The organism is Streptomyces liangshanensis (assembly GCF_011694815.1).
Classification (GTDB): domain Bacteria; phylum Actinomycetota; class Actinomycetes; order Streptomycetales; family Streptomycetaceae; genus Streptomyces; species Streptomyces liangshanensis.
On record NZ_CP050177.1, the window covers coordinates 3,790,682 to 3,812,023 of the forward strand.

The 21,342-nt window shown below is 72.2% G+C and carries 18 protein-coding genes and 1 pseudogene; 9 read left to right on the top strand and 10 right to left on the bottom strand.

The window, feature by feature from the left end:
• Window positions 1-129 precede the first annotated feature (129 nt).
• The gene (locus HA039_RS16320; protein WP_167030038.1) at window positions 130-4,407 is read left to right on the top strand and encodes a peptidase S8; all 4,278 of its coding nucleotides are present in this window, start codon (window positions 130-132) and stop codon (window positions 4,405-4,407) included.
• A gap of 109 nt (window positions 4,408-4,516) precedes the next feature.
• Here the strand turns inward: HA039_RS16320 and HA039_RS16325 are convergent, their stop codons facing one another.
• The gene (locus tag HA039_RS16325; protein ID WP_167030040.1) at window positions 4,517-5,458 is read right to left on the bottom strand and encodes a hypothetical protein; all 942 of its coding nucleotides are present in this window, start codon (window positions 5,456-5,458) and stop codon (window positions 4,517-4,519) included.
• 191 nt (window positions 5,459-5,649) lie between these two features.
• On the opposite strand from HA039_RS16325, the gene HA039_RS16330 reads away from it, so the two are divergent.
• Window positions 5,650-6,129, top strand: coding sequence for a hypothetical protein (locus HA039_RS16330; RefSeq protein ID WP_167030042.1), 480 nt, complete (start codon window positions 5,650-5,652; stop codon window positions 6,127-6,129).
• A gap of 160 nt (window positions 6,130-6,289) precedes the next feature.
• On the opposite strand, the gene HA039_RS16335 is transcribed toward HA039_RS16330, so the two are convergent.
• From HA039_RS16335 to HA039_RS16345, 3 genes are all read right to left on the bottom strand, one after another.
• Window positions 6,290-6,499, bottom strand: coding sequence for a DUF397 domain-containing protein (locus tag HA039_RS16335; protein ID WP_243869499.1), 210 nt, complete (start codon window positions 6,497-6,499; stop codon window positions 6,290-6,292).
• Entirely contained in the window at window positions 6,496-7,353 is an 858-nt protein-coding gene (locus tag HA039_RS16340; protein ID WP_167030044.1) for a helix-turn-helix domain-containing protein, read from the bottom strand. Before HA039_RS16340 ends, HA039_RS16335 begins: the two co-directional genes overlap by 4 nt.
• Window positions 7,354-7,519: 166 nt before the next feature.
• Complete coding sequence (locus HA039_RS16345) at window positions 7,520-8,107, bottom strand: hypothetical protein (protein ID WP_167030046.1); 588 nt, start codon at window positions 8,105-8,107, stop codon at window positions 7,520-7,522.
• Between the two features lie 333 nt (window positions 8,108-8,440).
• Here HA039_RS16345 and HA039_RS16350 point away from each other — a divergent pair, with 333 nt between their 5' ends.
• The 3 genes from HA039_RS16350 (at window position 8,441) to HA039_RS16360 (ending at window position 11,240) form a co-directional block, all read left to right on the top strand.
• Window positions 8,441-8,950: a hypothetical protein gene (locus tag HA039_RS16350; RefSeq protein ID WP_167030048.1), complete on the top strand. Its 510-nt coding sequence runs from the start codon at window positions 8,441-8,443 to the stop codon at window positions 8,948-8,950.
• A gap of 93 nt (window positions 8,951-9,043) precedes the next feature.
• On the top strand, window positions 9,044-10,495 hold the full coding sequence (locus HA039_RS16355; protein WP_167030050.1) for an SPFH domain-containing protein: 1,452 nt from the start codon (window positions 9,044-9,046) through the stop codon (window positions 10,493-10,495).
• Window positions 10,496-10,715: 220 nt separating this feature from the next.
• Window positions 10,716-11,240 carry a molybdopterin-dependent oxidoreductase gene (locus HA039_RS16360; RefSeq protein WP_167030052.1) on the top strand — a complete coding sequence of 175 codons (525 nt, stop codon included), beginning with the start codon at window positions 10,716-10,718 and terminating at the stop codon, window positions 11,238-11,240.
• A 69-nt stretch (window positions 11,241-11,309) separates the two neighbouring features.
• Here the strand turns inward: HA039_RS16360 and HA039_RS16365 are convergent, their stop codons facing one another.
• The gene (locus tag HA039_RS16365; RefSeq protein WP_167030054.1) at window positions 11,310-12,173 is read right to left on the bottom strand and encodes a helix-turn-helix domain-containing protein; all 864 of its coding nucleotides are present in this window, start codon (window positions 12,171-12,173) and stop codon (window positions 11,310-11,312) included.
• 272 nt (window positions 12,174-12,445) lie between these two features.
• On the opposite strand from HA039_RS16365, the gene HA039_RS16370 reads away from it, so the two are divergent.
• Both HA039_RS16370 and HA039_RS16375 read left to right on the top strand, forming a co-directional pair.
• Window positions 12,446-13,321, top strand: a complete 876-nt coding sequence (locus tag HA039_RS16370) for a glycosyltransferase family 2 protein (RefSeq protein WP_167030057.1) — start codon at window positions 12,446-12,448, stop codon at window positions 13,319-13,321.
• A 229-nt stretch (window positions 13,322-13,550) separates the two neighbouring features.
• Window positions 13,551-14,552: an ABC transporter substrate-binding protein gene (locus HA039_RS16375; RefSeq protein WP_167030059.1), complete on the top strand. Its 1,002-nt coding sequence runs from the start codon at window positions 13,551-13,553 to the stop codon at window positions 14,550-14,552.
• Between the two features lie 58 nt (window positions 14,553-14,610).
• Here HA039_RS16375 and HA039_RS16380 read toward each other — a convergent pair whose 3' ends face one another.
• A complete protein-coding gene (locus HA039_RS16380; RefSeq protein ID WP_167030061.1) occupies window positions 14,611-14,946 on the bottom strand; it encodes a hypothetical protein in 336 nt (111 codons plus the stop codon).
• Between the two features lie 71 nt (window positions 14,947-15,017).
• Between HA039_RS16380 and HA039_RS34615 the strand changes: the two are divergent.
• A pseudogene (locus HA039_RS34615) lies at window positions 15,018-15,083 on the top strand (DUF6368 family protein); the annotation flags it as partial.
• A gap of 72 nt (window positions 15,084-15,155) precedes the next feature.
• Here the strand turns inward: HA039_RS34615 and HA039_RS16385 are convergent.
• The 4 genes from HA039_RS16385 to HA039_RS16400 form a co-directional block, all read right to left on the bottom strand.
• Complete coding sequence (locus HA039_RS16385; RefSeq protein WP_167036926.1) at window positions 15,156-16,529, bottom strand: lysine N(6)-hydroxylase/L-ornithine N(5)-oxygenase family protein; 1,374 nt, start codon at window positions 16,527-16,529, stop codon at window positions 15,156-15,158.
• An 89-nt stretch (window positions 16,530-16,618) separates the two neighbouring features.
• Window positions 16,619-18,169 (bottom strand): pyridoxal phosphate-dependent decarboxylase family protein, encoded by a 1,551-nt coding sequence (locus HA039_RS16390; RefSeq protein ID WP_167030063.1) that lies wholly within the window; start codon window positions 18,167-18,169, stop codon window positions 16,619-16,621.
• Window positions 18,129-19,736 carry a diaminobutyrate--2-oxoglutarate transaminase family protein gene (locus HA039_RS16395; RefSeq protein ID WP_167030065.1) on the bottom strand — a complete coding sequence of 536 codons (1,608 nt, stop codon included), beginning with the start codon at window positions 19,734-19,736 and terminating at the stop codon, window positions 18,129-18,131. Before HA039_RS16395 ends, HA039_RS16390 begins: the two co-directional genes overlap by 41 nt.
• 89 nt (window positions 19,737-19,825) lie before the next feature.
• Entirely contained in the window at window positions 19,826-20,506 is a 681-nt protein-coding gene (locus HA039_RS16400; RefSeq protein ID WP_167030067.1) for a GNAT family N-acetyltransferase, read from the bottom strand.
• 125 nt (window positions 20,507-20,631) lie between these two features.
• On the opposite strand from HA039_RS16400, the gene HA039_RS16405 reads away from it, so the two are divergent.
• Window positions 20,632-20,844 carry a hypothetical protein gene (locus tag HA039_RS16405; RefSeq protein ID WP_167030070.1) on the top strand — a complete coding sequence of 71 codons (213 nt, stop codon included), beginning with the start codon at window positions 20,632-20,634 and terminating at the stop codon, window positions 20,842-20,844.
• Window positions 20,845-21,342 lie beyond the last annotated feature (498 nt).

Here is a 21,342-nt window from a genome sequence, read left to right on the forward strand (position 1 = left end):
GGTGGCGGAAGTCGGCCACCATCACCCACTTGCGCCGCTTCCGTCACGGTTGACATCTTCCACGAGAGTTGCGGCTCGGTGTAGCCCGCACTCAACCGCTTCTCAGGTCACAGGAAGGTGTCACCCCCCATGCCGCGTTCCCGTCCGCCGGGCAGACGTCCCGGTGTGGTGTCCGTCGTGCTCGTGGCCCTCGCGGCCACCGTGTCCGCACCCGCGTTCGCCGCCGACGGCCCCACCGCCACCCCGGGCAGCCCCGCCCACGCCGACTCCGTATCCGACAGCGTCGTACCGGACAGCCTCGCACCGGACGGGTCCGCGTCCAACGGCCCCACCGCCACCGGCAGATCCCCCCTCGGCGCCGCCGCCCCGAAGGCCCTCCCCCCGCAGCGCCAAGGCGTCGTCCCGGGGCAGGTGCTGCTCACCCTGGACGCGAAGACCTCGGTGACCGGAAGCCCCGTCGCCGGTTCCCGCCTCGCGGCGCGCACGCCCCGGACGAACAGCGCCCCGCTCGACTCCGCGCTCCACGCGGCCGGCGCGTCCTCGCTGCACCCGCTGTTCCCCTCGCTGTCGAAGGCCGCCACCGACTCCCTGACCACGACGGCCCGTTCACGGCTCGGGTCCGGGGTCTCCGACCTTTCGCGTACGTACGTGGTCCAGACGCACGAGCGCGACTCGGCGGCCGTCGCCGAGCGCCTCCGGAACACGGCCGGGGTCGCGCACGCCGAGCCCAACCGCTACGTGAACACCATGAACACCGGCGCGCAGCCGCTCCCGAAGCAGGCGACGACGCTCACGAAGGCGCTCACGAAGGCGACGGCCGCGAAGCCGGCGGCCGACACAGCCACGACCACCCCCGCGATCCCCACCAACTACGCCCTCTCCACCTCCGCCCAGGCCTTCCTCAACGCCGGCGGCGTGAATGCGGCCGGCGCCTTCGCCACCCTCCAGGGCACCTACGGCCAGCAGCCGGGCACCGGCCGGACCATCACCAACGTCTCCATCGGCGACCTCACCGACCGGTCGATGGCCGACGCGGGCGACGCCTACGTGCGGGGCAACGGCCCCACGACGATCCTCAAGGACGGACAGCGCTACCTCGACCTGCCGTCGATGCCGCTGATACCCACCTACGTCGCCGGCACCGACGGCCGCGTCGACGGCGCCGCCTCCACCGAGAACCAGGACCCCTCCCTCGGCGAAGTCCTCCTCGACTTCAGCGTGATGGCCCCGCTGACCCACGACCGCCAGCGCCCCGACGCGACCGGCAGCGGCTACACCGACCTGCTCGGGATGGCGCCCGGCGCCGCCTACCGGCTCGTCGTGCCGCAGCAGCCCACCATTGACCAGATCGCCGGCGCCCTGCTCGCCGCCGCGCACCAGTCGCCCCGCCCCGACGTCATCACCGCCAGCCTCGGCTTCGGCACCGACCAACAGGGCTTCCCCGGGCGTTACCTGGAGGACGACCCGTACGTCCGGTCGATCGTGGCGTCGATCGTCCAGAAGGACGGCATCGTCGTCTCGATCTCCTCGAACGACGGCACCCGCCTCTACACCCCGGCCTCGGTCGGCCCCGACGGCGGCAGCACCCCCACCGACCTGGCCCCGCGCGCCTCCGCCGCCACCACCATCGACGACGTCGAACAGTCCACGACGCCCAGCCGGGTCCCGGACACCGGCGCGATCGCGGCGGGCGGCACCACCCTGGACGACACGCTCGCGGCACCGGCCGACCCCACTCGTACCGACGCGGCCACCACCGCCGAGACCCGCGTCAGCGGCTTCGGCACCTTCTCGTCGGGCTTCGGCACCCGGATCGACCTCTCCGCGCCCAGCGACAACATCATCGCCTTCACCCACACCCCCGGACAGGACGCGCGGGCCGTCACCCCGGTCCTCAACGGCGGTACGTCGGCGTCCGCGCCGGAGATCGCGGCGGCCGCGGCCGTCGTCCTGCACGCCGGCGGGCTGGTCGGGCGCCATCTCGAACCCGCCCAGGTCAGGGACCTGTTGGAGCGGACAGGACGCGCGGTGTCGACCCCGGCGCAGATCGACAGGAAGCTGAACGTCGGCCCGCAGATCGACGTGACCGCGGCGACGCGGGCGACGCTGGCGCTCAAGGGCGGCCGGAGTACGAAGAAGGCCGCCACCGGCACGAAGCACACCCCCGCCCTCGTCCGCCTCTCCGTCGCGCACCGCGTCACCACCGGCGGACTCGGCGGTTCGTTCCTGGAGACCACCGACCAGAACCGGATCGACCTCGGCGACGCGGCCTCCGGCGGCAACGGCCAGGGGCTCGTCGGCCCGGTGACCTTCGCCGGTGACGTCACCGGCGTGACCGACCCGCACGACACCCGCTACCGCCTCACGGTCGAGGCGTCCCCCTCCGCGCCCGCAACCAGCCCCGGCACCACCTACACGTCCACCACCCCGGCCATCCGCCTGACGCCCCGTCAACTCCTCACCGCAGCAGGCCTCCCGCTCACCTCCACCGAGGACCGGAACGTCACCGTGACGTACGCGGTGCTGGTCGACGGCAAGGTACGGGCCTCCGAGACGCGCACCCTCGCCGTCGGCCCCAGCGACGGCCGGTACACCGAGGCCACCGCCCCGCACGCCCCCGCCACCGTCGGGGCCGGGCACGCGGTGACGGTCACGTACGACCTCTCCGGGGTCATCGGCACCAGCGACCCGCAGCTCGTCGTCTCGGGCGTCGGTCACTGGAACCCGGCCCTGGCCGGGGCCTTCTCCGCCGGCTGGCACCAGGCCCTCACCGGCACCACCGGCACGGTCACCGTCCCGGCCGAGGCCTTCACCGGCGGGGGCGGGCTCTACGGGATCGGCATCGTCCAGAAGGGCTTCGGCGGCAACCCGCAGCAGACGACGTACGGCGAGTTCGCTCCCATACGGGTCGACGGCGGCACCGCCTCCGTCCGCCCCGAGGCGCCCCTCCTGACCGGCGCGAACCGCGTCACCGGCCACAACGCCGAGGTCACCCGCGCCACGCCCGGCTTCGGGGTGCGGTACGACGTCCGGGCGATCCCGGGCGCCCGGTACGCGCAGGTGGAGTTCTCCGCGCCCGCGCCGACGCTGCGCAACTCGCTCAACACGTTCACCAACGCCAACGGCACCACCCTCGACCACGACGGCGTGAACACCCCCTCCAGCGCCCAGCGCGTCCTGCCCGGTACCTCGGGCACGGTACGGCTGGACGCGCTGGGACTGGGCCTCACCACCTCGGACTTCTACGGCGTCCGGGTGCTGGCCCTCGACAGCCACCACCGGGTCGTCGGCCAGGCCTCCCCCGTTTCGGGCCTCGCCGTGGACGACGGACCGGCGCCCGACGGCAGCACGGTCCTGAGCTTCGCGGTCGGGGGCGTCGCGGGCGACACCTCGGTCGCGGCCCTGCGTACCGCCGCGGGGACCACGGAGATCACCCACTACTCCGCCACGACCGGCCGCTACGGCCCCGTCATCGCCTCCGACACCGGGGACACCTCCGACTACGAGGTGCTGGGCGTCGCCCCGGCCGCCCACCGCGCGCTGGTCGTGCACCAGCCGGCGCAGGGCGGCGACGTCCGGGTGGAGACCTGGGACACCGCCACGGACACCCTCGTCGGCAGCACCGAACTGGCCGCCGACACCTACACGTTCGTGGTCGGACGGGTCGACGCGGCCCGGGCGCGCGGGGCGCTGCTGCTCCGGGCGGTCGCGGACAACGCCGACGTGGTGCTGCCGGTGGATCTCGCCGACGGCTCCACCACGGGGCCGATTCCCGCCGACCCGGCGGGAGTTGGCGCGGGTACGTACAGCGTCCTCGACATCGATCCGTCCACCGGGGACGTGTATCTCGCCAAGGGCGCACCGGCGTTCCTGTGCCTGGGCGGGGTCACGGCGGCGCGGGTGAACCTCACCACCCGGGCGGTCACGGGCGCCGGTTCGACGTCCGGGTGCAGCCACGGCATCGCGGCGGACGGCGCGGGCAAGCTCTACAACCTGTCCGCCACCGCGCTGAGCACGAAGATCGCCCCGACCGCCGTGCTGGGGTCGCTGGACCTGGCCACCGGCGCGGCGGGTGACTCGGTGACGGTACGGCGTGGCGCCCCGGTCGCGCTGGGGCTGGACGGCACGAACGGGATCGCGGTCGCGTCCTTCGCCGCGCCGGAGGGCACGATCTACTTCGGTTCGCAGCAGGGCGTGGTGCTGGACAACAACGCGACCGGCCAGCTCGTGATCACGGACCTGAGGTCCGGTGCCCCGGCGCGGACGCTGAGCGGCGTCAGCGTGACGGGCCACGGCGGGAGCCTGGTGCACGGGGGGCTGATGAACTCGATCCAGCTGGACCCGGCGACCAGGACCGGCTGGACGTACGGCCCGTACGACACCCAGATCCAGCAGTTCTCGTACTGAGCACCTGAGAGCTGACCGGCCATGACGAGGGCCGGGCCCCACCCCACGAGGGGAGGGGCCCGGCCCTTGAGTCGTACCACCGCTCACGTGCTCACCCGTGGAGGGTGTCCTAGCCGAAGAAGACCGAGGAGACGTCGTTGTCGAAGCCGATGGTGGCGAGGTCGGCGACGTTGCCGTCGATGACCTTCGACTTGCCGGTGCAGTCGGGGCCGGTCCAGAGCTTCAGCGAGCCCTGGGCCTGGACGGAGGAGGCGATGTTGTCCCGGGCGACGTTCTGGCAGCCCTTGCCGGAGAGGCCCTGGGAGCCGTTGTCGGCGAAGTTCTTGTCGTCGAAGAGCACGACGTTACTGGCCGGCTTGGCGGCCGGGGCGCTGGGGTCGGGGACGACCACGACGCCGCCCGCCTTCTGGCCGTCGGGGGTCACGCCGAACCACGTACCGCCCACGCCCTGGCCGTTGGTGTCACCGGGCTTGAGGTCCTTGGAGAACCGGTAGACGGGCCAGCCGCCCAGGGTGACCTGCAAGGATCCGTCGTCGCGCTTGACGACGCCGACGTCCTTCTTCTTGATGCCGTCGATGAAGATCTTCCCGTGCGGGGCGACGATGACCGGGGGCCAGGTGACGGCGCAGGCGTCGTTGCAGTTGGACTTCGACGGGTGGGCGGTGTCCTTGTCGAACCGGTAGAGGGTGAAGCCGGCGCCGTTGGCGACGACGGGGTCGAGGTCGCCCGCCTTGGTGGCCGACAGCTGGACCCACTTGGCGCCGGCGGGGGTGGTGGGCTTGCCCGCCGGGTTCGCGAAGTCCCCTGTGTTGGCGGGGGCGTTGTTCTGCTTCGCCGTACCGCCGCGGAAGCTGAGGCTGCTGAGCGCGGCCCTCGCCGCCTCGGCGGCCCGCGCCCCGGCGTCCGCGGCGCCCGACGCCGCGCCCGACGCGACGTCGGCGGCACTCGACGCGGCGGGGCCGGCGGCCGTGTCGTCACCGTTGCAGGCGGTCAGCAACATCGCGCCCGCGGCGACGGTGGCGGCGATCAGTCCCATGCGCTTCCGGAACATCTTCTGTCTCCCGAGGTGATCCGCTCCGGCTCGTCCGAAGCTTTCATGGGGGAGTACGAGGCGGCTTTCGGGCGAACTCACCCGGTTACGTCCTCAGGACACAACACGAACAGAGCCCCGACAACGCGTACTTGATCAAGACAGATTCACGGACATACCGGACACTTGGAAATGACCGACAAGGACGCGACGTGGGAGGCCGAGGTCGTCCCATCGGCATGAACGTCTCGGGCGGTACGGAGGCACAGGTGGACGACGCCGGACAACCGCATCCCGCGCTCGCGCTCCCCGAGGGGACCTGGTGGGACTGGGACGTCCTCGCCTGGGACGCGGGGCGGTTCCTGCTGGCCGCCGGGCATGACCTCAGCTACCACCACGGGCTGGAGCTGGTCTTCACCGCACCGCTCTTCGTCAGCTGCCCGGCGGCCTTCCACGATCCGGTCTTCCGGGCGCCCACGCCCGAGGAGGTGGCCGCGATCACGCGGCGACTCGGCGGAAGGCCGCCCGTCCTGGCCGCCTTCGAGGCGGACGCCGGCGGGTCGGAGGCCGTCGCGTGCCTGGTCGCCGCGGAGCGGCTCGACATCGTGCGGGGGACGGTCCTGAGGTACTGGCGTGAGGACGAGGCCCCGGGCCAACGGTTCGCTCCATGGGTCCGGCCCCCGGGCGAGTGACGCCGACGGGGACGTCGGTGGCAACTGCGGTCACACCCTTCTCAGGAGCAACAGCCGAGGGGTCGGTGCGTCGTGGCGGCGCGCGGGCGCCAGGTGCCGGGGGTACGCGAGGTACCCGTCCCCGACCCGGCCCGGCCCGCGCCGGCCGCCCCGCTCCCGGCTACACCGTCGTCAGGAACGAACTCCACGCGCCCGCGGTGAACGTCAGGCGGGGGCCCGTCGGGGTCTTGCTGTCGCGTACCAGCATCACCAGGACCCGTCCCAGGACGCCGTCCGCCACCTCGACACAGTTGCCCTGATCGCCGCTGAAACTGCTCTTCCGCCAGGTCACGTGGCCGAGGTCCACGCCGGGCCCGATGCAGTGCTTCACGTCTGTTCCCTCATTCGGCGCGCGATCATGTCGCGCGAAGGTTCTACGTCCAGGGCGGCCGCACGCAACCGGTCGAAAGTTCGGCCGTAAGCGGTCCGGTCGGCGTCACGTTCGAGGTAAACGCTACTCGCAAGGCCTTCCGAATACACCACATCAAGGTCGGCCTGGACGGGGAACTCGAGGATCACGAACGGCCCCAGCATCCCGGCGTGCGCCCCCGCGCCGAACGGCAGGATCTGCAACGTGACGTTGGGCAGCTCCGCCGCGTCCAGGAGCCGCTTGAACTGCCGGACCGCGGTCGCCACGCCCCCCACCGGGCGGTGCAGCACGGACTCGTCGAGAATGGCCCACAGTTGGAGCGGGTCCTCCCGGTTCAGCGCGGCGTTCTGCCGCGCCAGCCGTACCTCCACCAGGGCGTTCACCTCGTCGGCCTTGCGCTCCGGCTTGAGGGACCTGATCACCGTGCGCGCGTAGTCGGGCGTCTGCAACAGGCCCGGCACCAGGGTGGTTTCAAAGCTGCGCGCCGCCGACGCCTCCGCCTCGAAGTTGATGTAGTCGAGATAGCGCGGCGTGAGGACGTCGTTGTACGGCTGCCACCAGACGCGCCGCTTGCCCTCCCGCGCCAGCGCCTCGAGGCCGGTACGGGTCTCCTCGTCGCGGACCTTGTACAGGTCCAGCAGCGCCCCCACCTCGTGCACCCGCAACCCGCTGCGGCCCGTCTCGATGCGGCTGATCTTGGACGGGTGCCAGGACAACTCCGCCGCGGCGTCCTCCGCCTTCAGCCCACAGCGTTCCCTGATCTTGCGAAGCTCGGCACCCAGCATGCGGCGGCGCATGGTCGGAACAGCGGCCAACTGGCACACCTCCCTCTCACTCGTGACAGGTCAGCGTATGTGGTGGCCGACGTGGTCACCGCCCGACCCGGGCAAAGTGTGAGTCCGCTTCCGGGGAGGCCCGGTACGGCTCGGCCGCGACCCTCCGGCCACGGCCGACGGCGGCCGACCGCGCCCGCGTCGGGGGTCAGTGGTCGTCGACGACACTCACGGCCACGCCGCCCTCGATCTTCACCTCGGCGGAGACGCCCTTCTTGGCCGCCGCCTCCAACTCGGCCTCCGTGCACGGCGTGGCCGCCTGGCCGTTCTCGTCCCCGCAGATGTCGCCCGCGCCCTGGATGTCCGTGTCCTCGGCGACCCAGAACATCTGCTCCGTCCCCTTCATGTCGCTGACGGAGTACTTGCCGGGGGCGATGTACGAGACGTTCCCGAACCACGTACCCGAGACGCCCTTGCCCTTGCCGGCCGTGACGTCCCCTTCGCCGTTGCCGCTCCCGGCGGTGGTGTCGCCCTCGTCGGCGCCGCTGCCCGCGGTGGTGTCGCCCTCGTCCGCGCCGCTGCCGGCCGTGGTGTCGCCCTCGTCCGCGCCCTTCCCGGTGGCCGGCTGCTCGTTGGCCGCCGGCTTCTCCTTCGCGGCGGGCGCCGCCGTGGCCGTGCCGGACGCCGCCGGCTCCGTCGCGGCGACGTCGTCCCCGTCGCAGGCCGTCAGCAGGGTGGTGGCGGCGACGAGGGCGACGGCGGCGAGGACGGCCTTGCGAAGGTGGGTACGGGCCATGATGACGAACTCCATCTGTGTGTCGGGATGTTGTCTGCGAATCAGGGCGCGTCCCCCTGCGTGATCACCACTGTGTCGGGTGCCATGCCCCGGCCGTAAGGGCGGTCCTGGACTGAGGACGCCCTCGTCGCCGCCCTGTGACATTCGGGACCGGACCCGGGTCATCGACGGCGTACGAGACGCCCAACTCGCCCTCGGAACCGGCCCCGTGACCGCGCCCCACCCCCAACTCGTGTGAATCGGGGGAACAACGGCAATGCACCGGAGCGCCCCGAAGTGCGACAATCGAGTTCCACCGAGGGGGTCGGTGGCGGCACGGGGGAGGTGGTTCCGATGACCCTGTTCCTGGGTCTCGGCGTCGGGGGGATCGCGCTGCTGATCCTTTCGCTGATTCTGGACGGCGCGCTCGAAGGCGCCTTCGGCGGGGTGTTGAACGGCTTCTTCGACGGGCTGCTGTCACTGCCGGTGATCGCCGGCTTCGTGTCGATGCTCGGTTTCTGCGGTGCGATCGTGCTCGGTACGACGGATCTCGGCGTCGTCGCCGCCGTCGCCGCGGGCACCGTGGCCGGCGCCGTCGCCGCCGTACTGACCTGGCGGTTCAGCCGCGCCCTGATGCGCAGCGAGACCACCGCGACGCCGCGCGGCGACGACCTCCTGGGGACGTCGGGCACGGTCGTCACGCCCATCCCGGCGTCCGGGTACGGCGAGGTGCTGCTGCGGCTCGGGGGCCAGCCCGTGAAGTTCGCCGCGAAGAGCCACGAGCCGGTGGGGTACGGCGCCGAGGTGTGGGTGGAGGCGACGCTGTCGTCAACGGCCGTCTCCGTACGCCCCGTTCAGCGCTGACCCGCGCCCGCGCACACACCCGAACGCGCACACAGGGACCACAGGAATCACTGGGACCACAGGCACCACAGCAATCACAGGGGAGAGTTCGTCATGAGTCCAGTCATCATCGCCGTCCTCGGGATAGGCGTCCTCGCCGTCCTGCTCGCCGTCGCCGTCGTCACCCGCTACAAGGTCGCCGGGCCCAGCGAGGCGTTCATCGTCACCGGGCGGCGCGGCAAGCAGGCCACCGACCCGGAGACCGGGCAGGTCTTCACCGACAACAGCGGCCAGAAGGTCGTGGTGGGCGGTGGGGTGTTCGTCGTCCCGTTCGTCCAGCAGAAGTTCTCGCTCGACCTGTCGAGCCGGCACATCCCCGTCGCGGTACGCGGCGCGGTCACCCTGCGCGGCGTCAAGGCCCACCTCGAAGGCGTCGCCATCGTGAAGGTCGGCGGCAACGAGGACTCGATCCGGGCCGCGGCCCAGCGGTTCCTGCGCCAGCAGGGCGGGATCGTCGGCTTCACGCAGGAGGTGCTCTCGGGCGCCCTGCGGTCCATCGTCGGCCGCATGTCGGTGGAGGACATCATCCGGGACCGCGCGGCCTTCGCCGGCCAGGTCGCGGAGGAGGCCGAGGCGAGCCTGTCGGGGCAGGGGCTGGTGCTCGACGCGTTCCAGATCCAGGACATCACCACCGAGGGCTCGTACCTGGAGGACCTCGGCCGTCCCGAGGCCGCCCGCGCCAAGCAGGAGGCGGACATCGCCGAGGCCGTCGCGCGCCGGGCCGCCGAGCAGGCGCGGCTCAAGGCCGAGGAGGAGATCGCGATCGCGCAGCGGACCTTCGAGCTCAAGCAGGCCGAGATCAAGGCCGAGACGGACGAGGCCAAGGCGCGCGCGGCGGCCGCGGGACCGCTCGCGCGGGCGGCCCGCGAGCAGGAAGTGCTCAGCGAGCAGGAAAAGGTGGCGGAGCGTCAGGCCGCCCTGACCGACCGCGAGTTGGACACGCAGGTGCGCAAGCCGGCCGACGCGGCCCGGTACCGCGCCGAGCAGGAGGCGGAGGCCCGGCGGATCGCGCAGGTCAAGGAGGCCGAGGCCGAGGCCGACCGCGCCCGGCTCACCGGTGAGGGCGAGAAGGCGCACCGCGCGGCGCTCGCGGCGGCGGTACGGATCGAGGGCGAGGCGGAGGCCGCGGCGATCGGCGCGAAGGGCGCGGCCGAGGCGGAGGCGATGCACAAGAAGGCGGACGCGTTCGCCCGGTACGGGGACGCGGCGGTCCTCCAGATGCTCGTCGGGGTCCTGCCCGAGGTCGTGGCGAAGGCGTCGGAGCCGCTCAGCGCGGTGGAGAAGATGACGATCATCTCGACGGACGGCGCGGGCCAGTTGGCGCGTACGGTCGCCGACAACGTGGCGCAGGGCGTCGAACTCCTCAACGCCACCACGGGAGTCGACCTGACGGAGCTCCTGAAGAAGCTGGGCGCGAGCGGTACGGACGGCAAGGCGGCGGCCGCCACGGCCGCGGTCGAGGCGGGAAGTGTCACGGTCAACGGCCGCATAGAGGTCACCGACTGACGACGAAGGGCCCGCCCCTCACCCCACCGCACACCTTCCCTCCCCCCGCGAGCCGAGATCGCTTCTGCGGCCCATGAGGTCACCTCACCTCACACCGGCAAGGTAAAGAAGCGGTCTTGGCTCGCATCCGAGGTTCGTCCCCGAGATTCCCCCGCCCGGCGGCTGGGCATCACCCCGATGCAGCCGCCCCGCGCACGCGGACCTCCCGAGGGGGAATCTGATGAGCCGAGTCAGCACACAGCACCGCACCCCGCTTCCCGCCGCCGCCCCGTTCCTGCTCCGGGGGGAAGTCGCCCGTCCGGTGTCGCTGACCGTCACGGACCTGCGCGAACGCTGGGCCGCCCACCGCGCCGACGTCGTCTTCCACTGCACCACCGACGGCCCCCGGCACCACACCTTCGAGGGCGCCCTGCTCCGGGACGTGATCGCCGACGCGAGCCCCGACTTCGACGCCCGGCGCCGCAAGGACCGTACGCGCTACCTGCTCGCCGTCACCGGCGGCGACGGCCATCACACGGTGCTCTCCTGGGCGGAGGTCGACGCCGACTTCGGCGACATACCCATCCTGCTGGCCACCTCCATGGACGGACGCGACCTGGACGCCGAGGGCAGTCAGCTGGTCGTGCCCTCCGACCACTGCGGGGCGCGGTACGTGAGCGCGATCACGAGCGTGTGGCTGGGCGCGTACGCGGGGCCGCCCCTGCCGCCCGTACCCGCCGCTGACCTGCCCGTACCCCCGCGCTGACCGACGCCACCCGCGCCACCCACTTCGCCTGCGTCCCCCGCCTCACCCACCTCCCGCGCCTCGCCCGCCTCACAGATCCTTGCGGAACGCGGCCAGGATCTCGCGGGTGCGGCGCGCCGACTCCGCCTGCGCCACCATGCGGTCCATCGCCTCCATGTGCGCGGCGACCTCGGGGGGTTTGTCGAGGTAGAGCGCGCCGGTGAGGTACTCGATGTAGACCATGTCGGGGAGTTCGGGCACGGCGAACCGGAAGAGGACGAACGGGCTGTACGTCCCCGGATGGTGCCCGGCGGCGAACTCGGCTATCTGGAGCGTGATGTTGGGGCGCTCGGTCGCCTCCAGGAGCCGGTCGATCTGCGCCCGCATGACGGCCGCGGACCCGACGGGCCTGCGCAGCACGGTCTCGTCCAGGACGGCCCAGTAGACGGGGGGTTGTTCGGCGCGCGTGAGGAGCGACTGCCGCTCCATCCGCAGCGCCACGTGCCGTTCCAGGCGCCCCGGGACCCCGCGGCCGACCTCGCCGGTGGTCAGGACGGCGCGGGCGTAGTCCTCGGTCTGGAGCAGGCCGGGCACGAAGTGCGGTTCGTACGACCGTATGGTGCGCGCGGCCTCTTCGAGAGCGACATGGCCGCCGAACCAGTCCGGCAGCACGTCGTGGAAGCGCTGCCACCACCCGGGCTTGCTCGCCTCGTCCACGAGGTGCAGGAAGGTGGCGGCCTCGTCGTCGGGAACGCCGTACGCGGAGAGCAGGAGCTGTACGTACGGGATCTTGAGCGCGACCTCGGCCATCTCCATCCGCCGTACGGTCGCGGCGGTGACCCGCAACAGTCCGCCGGCGTCGTCACGGCTGAGCCCGGCGCGCTCGCGGAGTGCCTGGAGCCTTCTGCTGAGGACAAGTTGCCCGATGGTCGGCGCCGACCTCGGCTCGCTCACGCCTGTCTCCCGGTCACCATACCGAGCAGTATGCCACAGTGAACCTCTGATTCCGGTGGGATCAATGTGGTTGGTGGGACCAGTGGGATCAGTGAGATACATGGTGCTGATGTGGCCAGTGGGACCGATGTGGCCCGTAGGGAGCCACCCCCTCCACGGAGCGTCAAGATGAACCCAAGGCATCGGCAGGGGTACCTTCCAGTGGCCCCCGGATGTCGGGGGCCGGATACCATCGGTTTCCTGACGTCAACGAGAGCTGGGGTGATCCGGACATGTCCCGACCGCGTGTGGGTGTGGCCGTGCTGACCATGGGGACCCGGCCCGTCGAGCTGCGGGCCCTGCTGGACTCCGTGGCCAAACAGCGCGAACCGGCCACCCGGATCGTGGTCGTCGGCAACGGTTCGCCCCTGCCGCAGCTGCCCGACGGCGTCATCGGCGTCGAACTCCCCGAGAACCTCGGCGTCTCCGGCGGACGCAACGTCGCCATGGAGAAGCTCCGCGAGTACGGGGACGTCGACATCCTGGTCGACCTGGACGACGACGGTCTCCTCATCGAGGCCGACGTGATCACCCGGGTGGCCGACCTGTACGAGGCGGACCCGAAGCTCGGCATCGTCAGCTTCCGCATCGCGGACGAGACCGGTTTCACGCAGCGCCGCCACGTACCGCGCCTGCGCGCCGACGACCCGATGCGGGGCGGCGAGGTGACCACGTTCCTCGGCGGCGGCCACGCGCTCTCCATGCCGATGCTGGCGGAGACCGGCGGCTGGCCGGACGCGTTCTTCTTCACGCACGAGGAGACCGACCTCGCCTGGCGCGCGCTCGACGCGGGCTGGACGATCCGGTACGAGCCCGACCTGGTGCTCCAGCACCCGCGCACGTCCCCCGCCCGGCACGCCGAGTACTACCGGATGACCGCCCGCAACCGCGTCTGGCTGGCGCGCCGCAACCTGCCCGCGCCGCTCGTCCCCCTCTACCTGGGCACGTGGATCCTGCTGACGGTGGCCCGTACCCGCTCCATGACGGGCCTGCGCGCCTGGTTCGGCGGCTTCGCCGAGGGCGTCAGAACGGCGTGCGGGACGCGCCGCCCGATGCGCTGGAGCACCGTACGCCGCATGACGGCACTGGGCCGCCCGCCGGTCATCTGAACGCGCGACGAAACACCTGCTCCCGCGTGACTCCATCCGGCCCCGCGTGCCGACCCACTCCACGGCAGTTCATCTGACGTCACGTCACCCTCCGCCTCCAGCAACGGTCTTGACGCTGTCCCCGTCCGAAACCCTCTGGCCCCACCCCCTCCTCACGGTTAGGCTCGCCTAACCCACCCATGCCACGTCCCGGACCGACCCCGGGGCACCGCCGAGGAGGCCCCCGATCGTGTCCACACCCCCCGCCCGCCGGCTCACGGCCGCCGTCGCCACCAGCGCCGCCCTCGTATTGACGCTCACCGCGTGCGGCGGCGACGGCGACGGCCCGGGGGACGGCGCGTCCGGTCCGTCCGGCGGGGACGGGGCGCGGGCCGCGGCGACGCACATCGTGGCCACGGTCATGGGGGACGTGAAGGTCGCGAACGTACCCCGGCGGATCGTCGTCCTGGACACCGACGCACTGGACTCCGTGGTCACCCTCGGGGCAACTCCCGTCGGCGCCACCACCGTTGCCGCCGACGCGCCCGTCTCCACCTATCTGCCGGCCGACCGCCTCAAGGGCGTCAAGCCGGTCGGCCTGATCGCCGCACCGAACCTGGAGGCGATCGCCGCGCTCAAGCCGGACCTGATCCTGAGCAGCAAGGTCCGCGACGAGAAGAACTACGCCGCGCTGTCCGCGATCGCCCCTACCGTCTTCACCGAGACCACGGGCCCCAGTTGGCGCCAGAACTTCGCGCTGCACGCCGAGGCCCTCGGCAAGAAGCCCGAGTCCGACAGGATCGCCGCCGCCTACGACGCGCACGTGGCCCGGCTCACGGCGGCGCTGGGCGGGCCCGAGAAGGCGAAGAAGACGAAGGTCGGGTTCGTACGGTTCGTGGAGGGCGCCGACACCCGCCTCTACCTGAACGACACGTTCGTCGGCTCCGTCTTCAAGGACCTCGGCCTGGGCCGCCCCGCCAACCAGGACCGCGCCGGTTTCTCGCTCGACGTCAGCCCCGAACAGATCGACAAGGCCGACGCGGACGTCCTCTACCACTCCACGTACGGGGACCCGGCCAAGGCCAAGCAGACCGCGACCACCGCGAGCCCCCTGTGGAAGAACCTCACCGCCGTGAAGAAGGGCCACGCGTTCGCGGTCGACGACAACCTGTGGATGCTGGGCATCGGCTACACCGGCGCGGAGAAGATGCTCGACACGATCGAGAAGACATACGTCTCCGCCGCGCGCTAGCGGGTAGGCGGTTCCGGGCGCCCGGCCCCGCGGGGAGGATCTGCCGCGACGTGCCACTTCACTCCGGGCTGTCGACCGCTTCCTTCTGCAATCGCGCCGCCGCCAGCAGGCTCAGTTGCGGCTCCGCCTGGCGCAGCGCCTTCACGGCCGCGACCGAGGCGATGTCCCCGGTGAAGCCGACGGCCGCCAGCCGCGAGCGGACCCACCGGGCGCGCAGCCGGCCGTCGGTGGCCGCGGCGGTCGACTCCACGAGCGCGACGGCGCGTTCCAGCCCCGGACGCTCCTCGGGCGGCGCCTCGGCCAGCGCCTGCCGCAGGGCCGTCGCCACCACGTCCGCGTCCCGGATGACCGGCACGAAGTCGTGCTTACCGCTGAGTCCCGCGAAAGCTGTCATACGCCTCACCCTGACGGCCACGCTCCGGGCATGGCAAGCAACTTGAGGATCTCCAGAGCCTCCCCCGCCGCCCCGTCGGAACGGCCGAGTTCCTGCGGGCCTGGGCCGCGCACCCCGCCTTCCGGCTGGTGAAGTAACCCGGACCACGCCAGTCCCCCGGGCCGACACCCCGCCCGGCGCCCCGCCCACCCCCACGCGGCGCCCCCGCCTCACTCCCCCGGCACCCCGAACGTCGTCCACGCCGCGCGCTCCGGGAGTCTCAACACCCGCCTCCCCGCGACCGCGTTGAGGATCGTCGCCGCGCGCCACGCGCCCAGGGTCAGGTCGGGGGCGCTCACGCCGTGCGTGTGCAGCTCGGCGTTCTGGACGTACAGGCCGCCGGACACGTGCGGGGCGAGCGCCACGCGGTAGTCGGCGTCGATGCGGTAGCGCCCCTTGCCGTCCCAGTCCACGAGCTTCGACAGCGGCTCCAGGAAGGCCGGGCGGACCGCCGCGTACCCGGTGGCCGACACGATCGCCGCCGTACGGACCTCGAAGCGCTCGTCCCGCTCGGTGTGCAGGCACACAAGGCGGTACCCGCCCCCGTCCGGCAGGGGCTCGGCCTCCACGACGGCGACGCCGGGATGGAGGGCGGTGCGCGGTTCCGTACCGCCGACCGTCCGCTCGTACAGCTCGTCGTGGATCGCCGCCAGCGTCTCCTCGCTGACCCCCTTGTACAACTGCCACTGCTCCCGCACGAGTTGCTCGCGGCGCCGCTCCGGGAGGCCGCGGAAGTAGCGGATGTAGTCGGGGGTGAAGTGCTCCAGGCCGATCTTGGAGTACTCCATGGGCGCGAAGGCCGGGGTCCGCGCGAGCCAGCGCACGTACGGCCCGGCCGCCGCCCCGTCGCGCGGCCCCACGGGCTGCTGACGCAGCAGGTCGAGCACCACCTCCGCGCCCGACTGCCCCGCCCCGATCACCGTGACGTCGTCCAGACCGGCCAACTCGGCCCGGTGCGCACGGTAGTCGGCGCTGTGCAGCACCCGCCCCCGATGCCCGGCGTCGCCCAAGCCCCGCCCCCGGTGCCCACCGCCTCCCGTGAGCAGCGGCAGCAGCGGCTCGGGGACCACCGGCTGCGTACCGACGCCCAGCACGACCTGCCGCGCCAGGACCCGCGCCGCGCCACCCGCCGCCGACCGGTACGTGACGGCGAACGCCTCGGCGCCCTCGTCCCACGCCAGCTCGGTGACCCGCGCGTCGAAGCGGCAGGAGGGCAGGCGGCCGGCGACCCAGCGGCAGTAGTGGTCGTACTCCCTGCGCGGTATGTGGAACCGTTCCGAGAAGAAAAACGGGAACATCCGGTCGTGCTCGCGCAGGTAATTCAGGTACGACCAGGGGCTGGTGGGATCGACCATCGTCACCAGGTCGGCCAGGAAGGGGACTTGGAGCGTCGTCCCGTCGAGCAGCAGCCCCGGGTGCCAGGAGAAGTCCGGCTTGGCGTCGAGGAACAGCGCGCGCAGACCGGGCACGCCGTCGCAGAGCGCGGCGAGCGAGAGGTTGAACGGCCCGATGCCGATGCCCAGGAGGTCGTGGACGGGCGGCAGTTCGGCGGACGTGCCCGTCGGAGCGGTCGGAGCGGTCGGCGCAGTCGGCGCGGTCGGAGGAGTCGGAGGGGTGGCGGCGGGTTGAGGGGTCACAGCAGGTCCTCCTCGGCCCGGCCGGCGGCGACCACCGCGTGCAGCAGGCGCGCCACCTCGGCCGGAGTGGTGTGGGGGTTGAGCAGGGTGAGCTTGAGCCGGACGCGGCCGGGTCCCTCGCCGGGGAGTTCGGTACGGCCGACGACGGCGCGGCCCTCGCGGAGGAGGCGGCGCCGCAGCGAGGCGTTGAGGTGGTCGAGGGCGGCCGGTTCGTGCGCCGCCCCGCCCCCCACGTACCGGAACAGGAATGCGGTGAGGACCGGTTCGGCGTGCAACTCCAGCCGGGGATGCTCCTGTACGGTACGGGCTCCCGCCCGCGCGAGGTCGTGGCACGCGTCGACGAGCCGGCCCAGGCCCTCCCGGCCGAGCGTGCGCAGCGTGACCGCGATCTTGAAGGCGTCGGCACGCCGTGTCGTACGCAACGACAGCCCCAACAGGCTGGGATAGCCGGCCTCTTCGTCGTCGGCCGGGTTCAGGTAGACCGCGCGGCGGGCCAGCGAGGCGTACGTCTCCGACTCCCGCACCAGGAACACCCCGGCGGCGGCCGGCTGCCAGCCGAGCTTGTGCCAGTCGAGGGATAGGGAGTCGGCCGCGCCGATCCCGTCCAGGAGCGGCGCGAGCCGGTCGGAGAGCAGCGCGCCGCCGCCGTACGCGGCGTCCACGTGCAGCCACGCCCCGTGCGCGGCGGCCAGTTCGGCGCAGGCGCGCAGCGGGTCGACGGCCCCGGTGTCGGTCGTACCGGCGGTGGCGACCACCGCGACGGGCACCTGTCCCCGGCGCCGGCACGAGTCGAGCAGCGCGGCCAACTCCCCTTCCCGCATACGGAGGTTCCGGTCCACCGGCACGGGGATCACCGCGTCCTCCCCGAGCCCGAGGACGGCGGCGGCCCGTTGGACGGAGAAGTGCGCGGCGGCGGAGGCGAGGACGCGGGGCCGGGGACCACCCGCGACCCCGCTCATCTCGACGCGCCGCCCGGTCACGGCCCCGAGGACGCGGTCGCGGGCGAGCATCAGCCCCATGAGGTTGGACTCGGTCCCCCCGGAGGTGAGCACCCCGGCGGCGCGGCCGGGGTCGTACCCGGCCATCCCCGCCAACTCCCCGATCAGCAAGGTCTCCAGGGCGGTGGCGGCGGGGGCCTGGTCCCACGAGTCCTGGGAGGGGTTGAGCGCGGACACGGCGAGATCGGCGGCCACGGCAACGGCGAGGGGCGGACAGTGCAGGTGGGCGGCGCACCCGGGATGGGCAGGGTCGGCACTCCCGGCGGCAAGCAGCCGAGCAAACCGCGAGAGAACCGCCCCCGGGCACGCCGCAGCCCCACCCGCACCACCACCGCCCTCCCCAGCCAAGAACTCCTCCGCCACCGCCGCGGCGATGTCCTGTGGCAACCCGGCGGGAAGGGGCCCGCCGCGCAGCGCGGCCCCGTCGGCGAGGGCGCTCAGCACGGCGGCGACCAAGGGCTCCAGGGCGGCGGCCCCGCCCACCCCACCGGAGAGTTCCTCGCTCAAGTCACCGCTCCCGCGCCGAAGCGTCCGCGCCAGGCACGCCATCCGCGCCGGGCGCCACAGACCCGTCCCCAGCGGCCTCCGCCTCACCACCCACCCGCGCCACCGAGCCCGAGTCCGAGTCCGAGTCCGACGCCACCACACCCCACCCCGCCGCCAGGCCCCCGACCCCATACGTCGTGGGCCCACCCGGCCCCGAACCCGAAGCAGTCCCGCCCGAACGCCCACCCGAACCGGACCCCAGCGACTCCGCCACGACCGCCGCGACCGCCTCCGCCACCCGCTCCACCACCTCCCCCGCCTCCTCGTCCGTGATCGTCAGCGGCGGCAGCAACCGCAGCGTCGCGTCGTACCGCCCGCCCAACTCCACGATCAGCCCCCGCTCCAGGCACGCCGCGCGGACCCGCCGCGCCAGGTCAGGGTCCGCCGGATAGGCGCCACACGCGTCCAACGGCCCCGCCACATCGACCAGTTCGACGCCGATCATCAGCCCCCGCCCCCGCACGTCACCGATCACGGGCAGCGCCCCCCGCAGTTCCTCCAGCCGGGCCGTCATCCACGCCCCCACCGCCGCCGCGCGCGCGACCAACCCCTCCCGGGCCACGTACCGCAGCGTCGCCGCCCCCGCCGCCATCGCCAGCGTGTTCCCCCGGAACGTGCCCGTGTGCGCGCCCGGCAACCAGCCGTCGTACCGCTCGTCGTACACGATCACCGCCATCGGCAGCCCCCCGCCGACCGCCTTCGACATCACCATCACGTCCGGCACGACCCCGCTGTGCTCGACCGCCCAGAACGCGCCCGTCCGCCCCACCCCGGTCTGCACCTCGTCCACGATCAGCGGGATGTCCCGCTCGCTCGTGATCCGCCGCATCGCCCGCAGCCACCGGTCCGGCGCGACGACCGCGCCGCCCTCCCCCTGCACCGCCTCCAGGATCATCGCGGCGGGCGGGACGACGCCCCCGGCGGGATCGTCGAGGAGGCGTTCCGCGTACGTCACGGCCAGATCCGTACCCCCCTCACCCCCCACGCCGAACGGACACCGGTACGCGTACGGATACGGCAACCGCGTCACCTCACCCGCGCCCCCGCCCGCCACCCGCTCCTTCACCGCGACCGTCCCGCTCGCCGCCAGCGCCCCCGCCGTCATCCCGTGGTACGCCCCGGTGAACGCCAGCACCCCGCGCCGCCCGGTCGCGGTCTGCGTCAGTTTCAGGGCGGCCTCGACGGCGTCCGTACCGGCCGGACCGCAGAAGTGGATCCGGGCCCGGTCGGCGAACCCCTTGGGCAGCGTGGCGAAGAGCGCGTCGGTGAAGTCGTCCTTCTCGGGCGTGGCGAGGTCGAGGACGTGGAGCGGCGCCCCGCTGTCGAGGGTGCGCCGCAGAGCCTCCCGTACGACGGGATGGTTGTGCCCGAGCGCCAACGACCCAGCCCCGGAAAGGCAGTCGAGATACCGGCGCCCGTCGACGCCCTCCACCACCATGCCCTGCGCGCGGGCCGGAACGATGGGGAACGACCGGGCGTACGTACGCGCGGACGACTCCCGCTCCCGCTGCCGCCGCAGAATCGACCCCGCGGGCGTCTCGGACGGACCGGCAGGACGAGGCACTGTCATGGGTACGACTCCGAAGCGCGGCGGTCAACAGAACTAAGGCAAGGCAACCCTAACCCAACCTAACGCCCCGTCACTCCACCCCCGCGCCCTCAAGGAGTCAGAGCCCGACACCACACATCCGTACCGCCCCCCACACCCGCACCCGCCCCCGTTCCCGACGCCCCCACACCCACACCCACCGAGGGAACCGCCTCGCTGGCCGCCGAACGCGCGACCCCGAGCCGCGTCCACCCCCAGGACCGCAACGCACCCACCGCGGCCTCGTTCGCCGGATCGATCCGCATCGTCACCAGCGCCGCGTCCGTCCGCAGCAGCAACTGCTCAACCATCCGCGTAGCCACCCCACTCCGCCGGAACGCGGGCAGGACCATCAACTCGGCGAGCCCGAACACCTGCCCGGACACGGTGAGTTCCTCGACGTCCCACGGCACCCCGTCGTCCAGCCCGCGCCACCACTCGCCGTCCCGATCGAGCAGGAACCCGTACGCGTGCGCCGCCGGCTTCCCCCCACCGCTCGCGACCACCATGTCGAACCCGGTCCGCTGCACGTCCTCCGCGAACGCCCGCAGGAACTCCTGCCGGTCGTGGAACTCCTCACCGTGGACCCGGTGGTACGCCTCGACGTACACATCCGCCACGTCCTCGCGCTGCTGCTCCGCCTGCCACCGGCTAAGGCGCCGGATGAACACCTCTGACACGTGCACTCCCGCCCGCATGTACGCCAGCCCGCCGGACACCCGCTGTACGAGGCGCACGCGAATGTCCACCACTCCACCCATCGTCGCAGGACACCCACGATCACGGGAACACCGGTCTCGGCCCACTTTCGGTAAACCCCGGAAGCCGACACCGGAGTACGGTGAATACGGGGGACCCCTCGGACGCGGAGCCACCGATGGACACCAGCACACTGATCAGCCTGCTAGTGGCCCTCGTGACCACAGCTCTACTCGTCGCCGGAGTCTTCGTGATCAGGCGCCTGAACGCCCAGCACAAGACCCGCAACAGTTCCTTCCCCTACACCCGCAACCTCTGGGACCCCGAGATCCCCTCCAAAACCACCACCCACAAGTCCCCCACGCGCCCCCCGGACCACGGGCCACACTGAGCAGCCGCTCACCCGGCGGCGCGCAAGCCTTTCCGATGGTCAAGGACTGGGGCAACGCGAAGGCAGAGCCTGTGAGCCAACCAGCGGGTGGTCAACACCTAAGACGACTTTGACACCGAAGGCGAGGACGTTCTGGGCATACTCCAGCGGCCGACTTCGTATTCGCCGCACCGCTGCACCTCTCCGGTGAACACCACTCTCGAAACACGATAGCTCTCGGGATTTCCTAACCTGCCTCCGCGTAGGCGAATGCTTACTCCTCTGGAGAGAAGATAGCATTGCGCACAGTCACCGCCCCGTTGTCAATGCCCGGAAGCGCTAGACCAACTACCGAATTCAGCTCACCTTCAGACAAGACATGGAAACCACGGGCCGTCAGCAATTGGAATACATCACGCTCGAAGTCCGATGAACAATCCTTCCGTGAGGTAATAAGGTCCGCATCTCGGTGACCGTGCAACCTTTCAAAGGTTGCATACAGCCCAACCATTGAAAGGC

Coding starts and splice junctions, on each gene's coding strand:
- HA039_RS16395 (WP_167030065.1), bottom strand. CDS start 19,736: ATGACAGTGCCTCGTCCTGCCGGTCCGTCCGAGACGCCCGCGGGGTCG.
- HA039_RS16345 (WP_167030046.1), bottom strand. CDS start 8,107: ATGGCCCGTACCCACCTTCGCAAGGCCGTCCTCGCCGCCGTCGCCCTC.
- HA039_RS16380 (WP_167030061.1), bottom strand. CDS start 14,946: ATGACAGCTTTCGCGGGACTCAGCGGTAAGCACGACTTCGTGCCGGTC.
- HA039_RS16350 (WP_167030048.1), top strand. CDS start 8,441: ATGACCCTGTTCCTGGGTCTCGGCGTCGGGGGGATCGCGCTGCTGATC.
- HA039_RS16370 (WP_167030057.1), top strand. CDS start 12,446: ATGTCCCGACCGCGTGTGGGTGTGGCCGTGCTGACCATGGGGACCCGG.
- HA039_RS16320 (WP_167030038.1), top strand. CDS start 130: ATGCCGCGTTCCCGTCCGCCGGGCAGACGTCCCGGTGTGGTGTCCGTC.
- HA039_RS16325 (WP_167030040.1), bottom strand. CDS start 5,458: ATGTTCCGGAAGCGCATGGGACTGATCGCCGCCACCGTCGCCGCGGGC.
- HA039_RS16390 (WP_167030063.1), bottom strand. CDS start 18,169: ATGGCGTGCCTGGCGCGGACGCTTCGGCGCGGGAGCGGTGACTTGAGC.
- HA039_RS16355 (WP_167030050.1), top strand. CDS start 9,044: ATGAGTCCAGTCATCATCGCCGTCCTCGGGATAGGCGTCCTCGCCGTC.
- HA039_RS16405 (WP_167030070.1), top strand. CDS start 20,632: ATGGACACCAGCACACTGATCAGCCTGCTAGTGGCCCTCGTGACCACA.
- HA039_RS16360 (WP_167030052.1), top strand. CDS start 10,716: ATGAGCCGAGTCAGCACACAGCACCGCACCCCGCTTCCCGCCGCCGCC.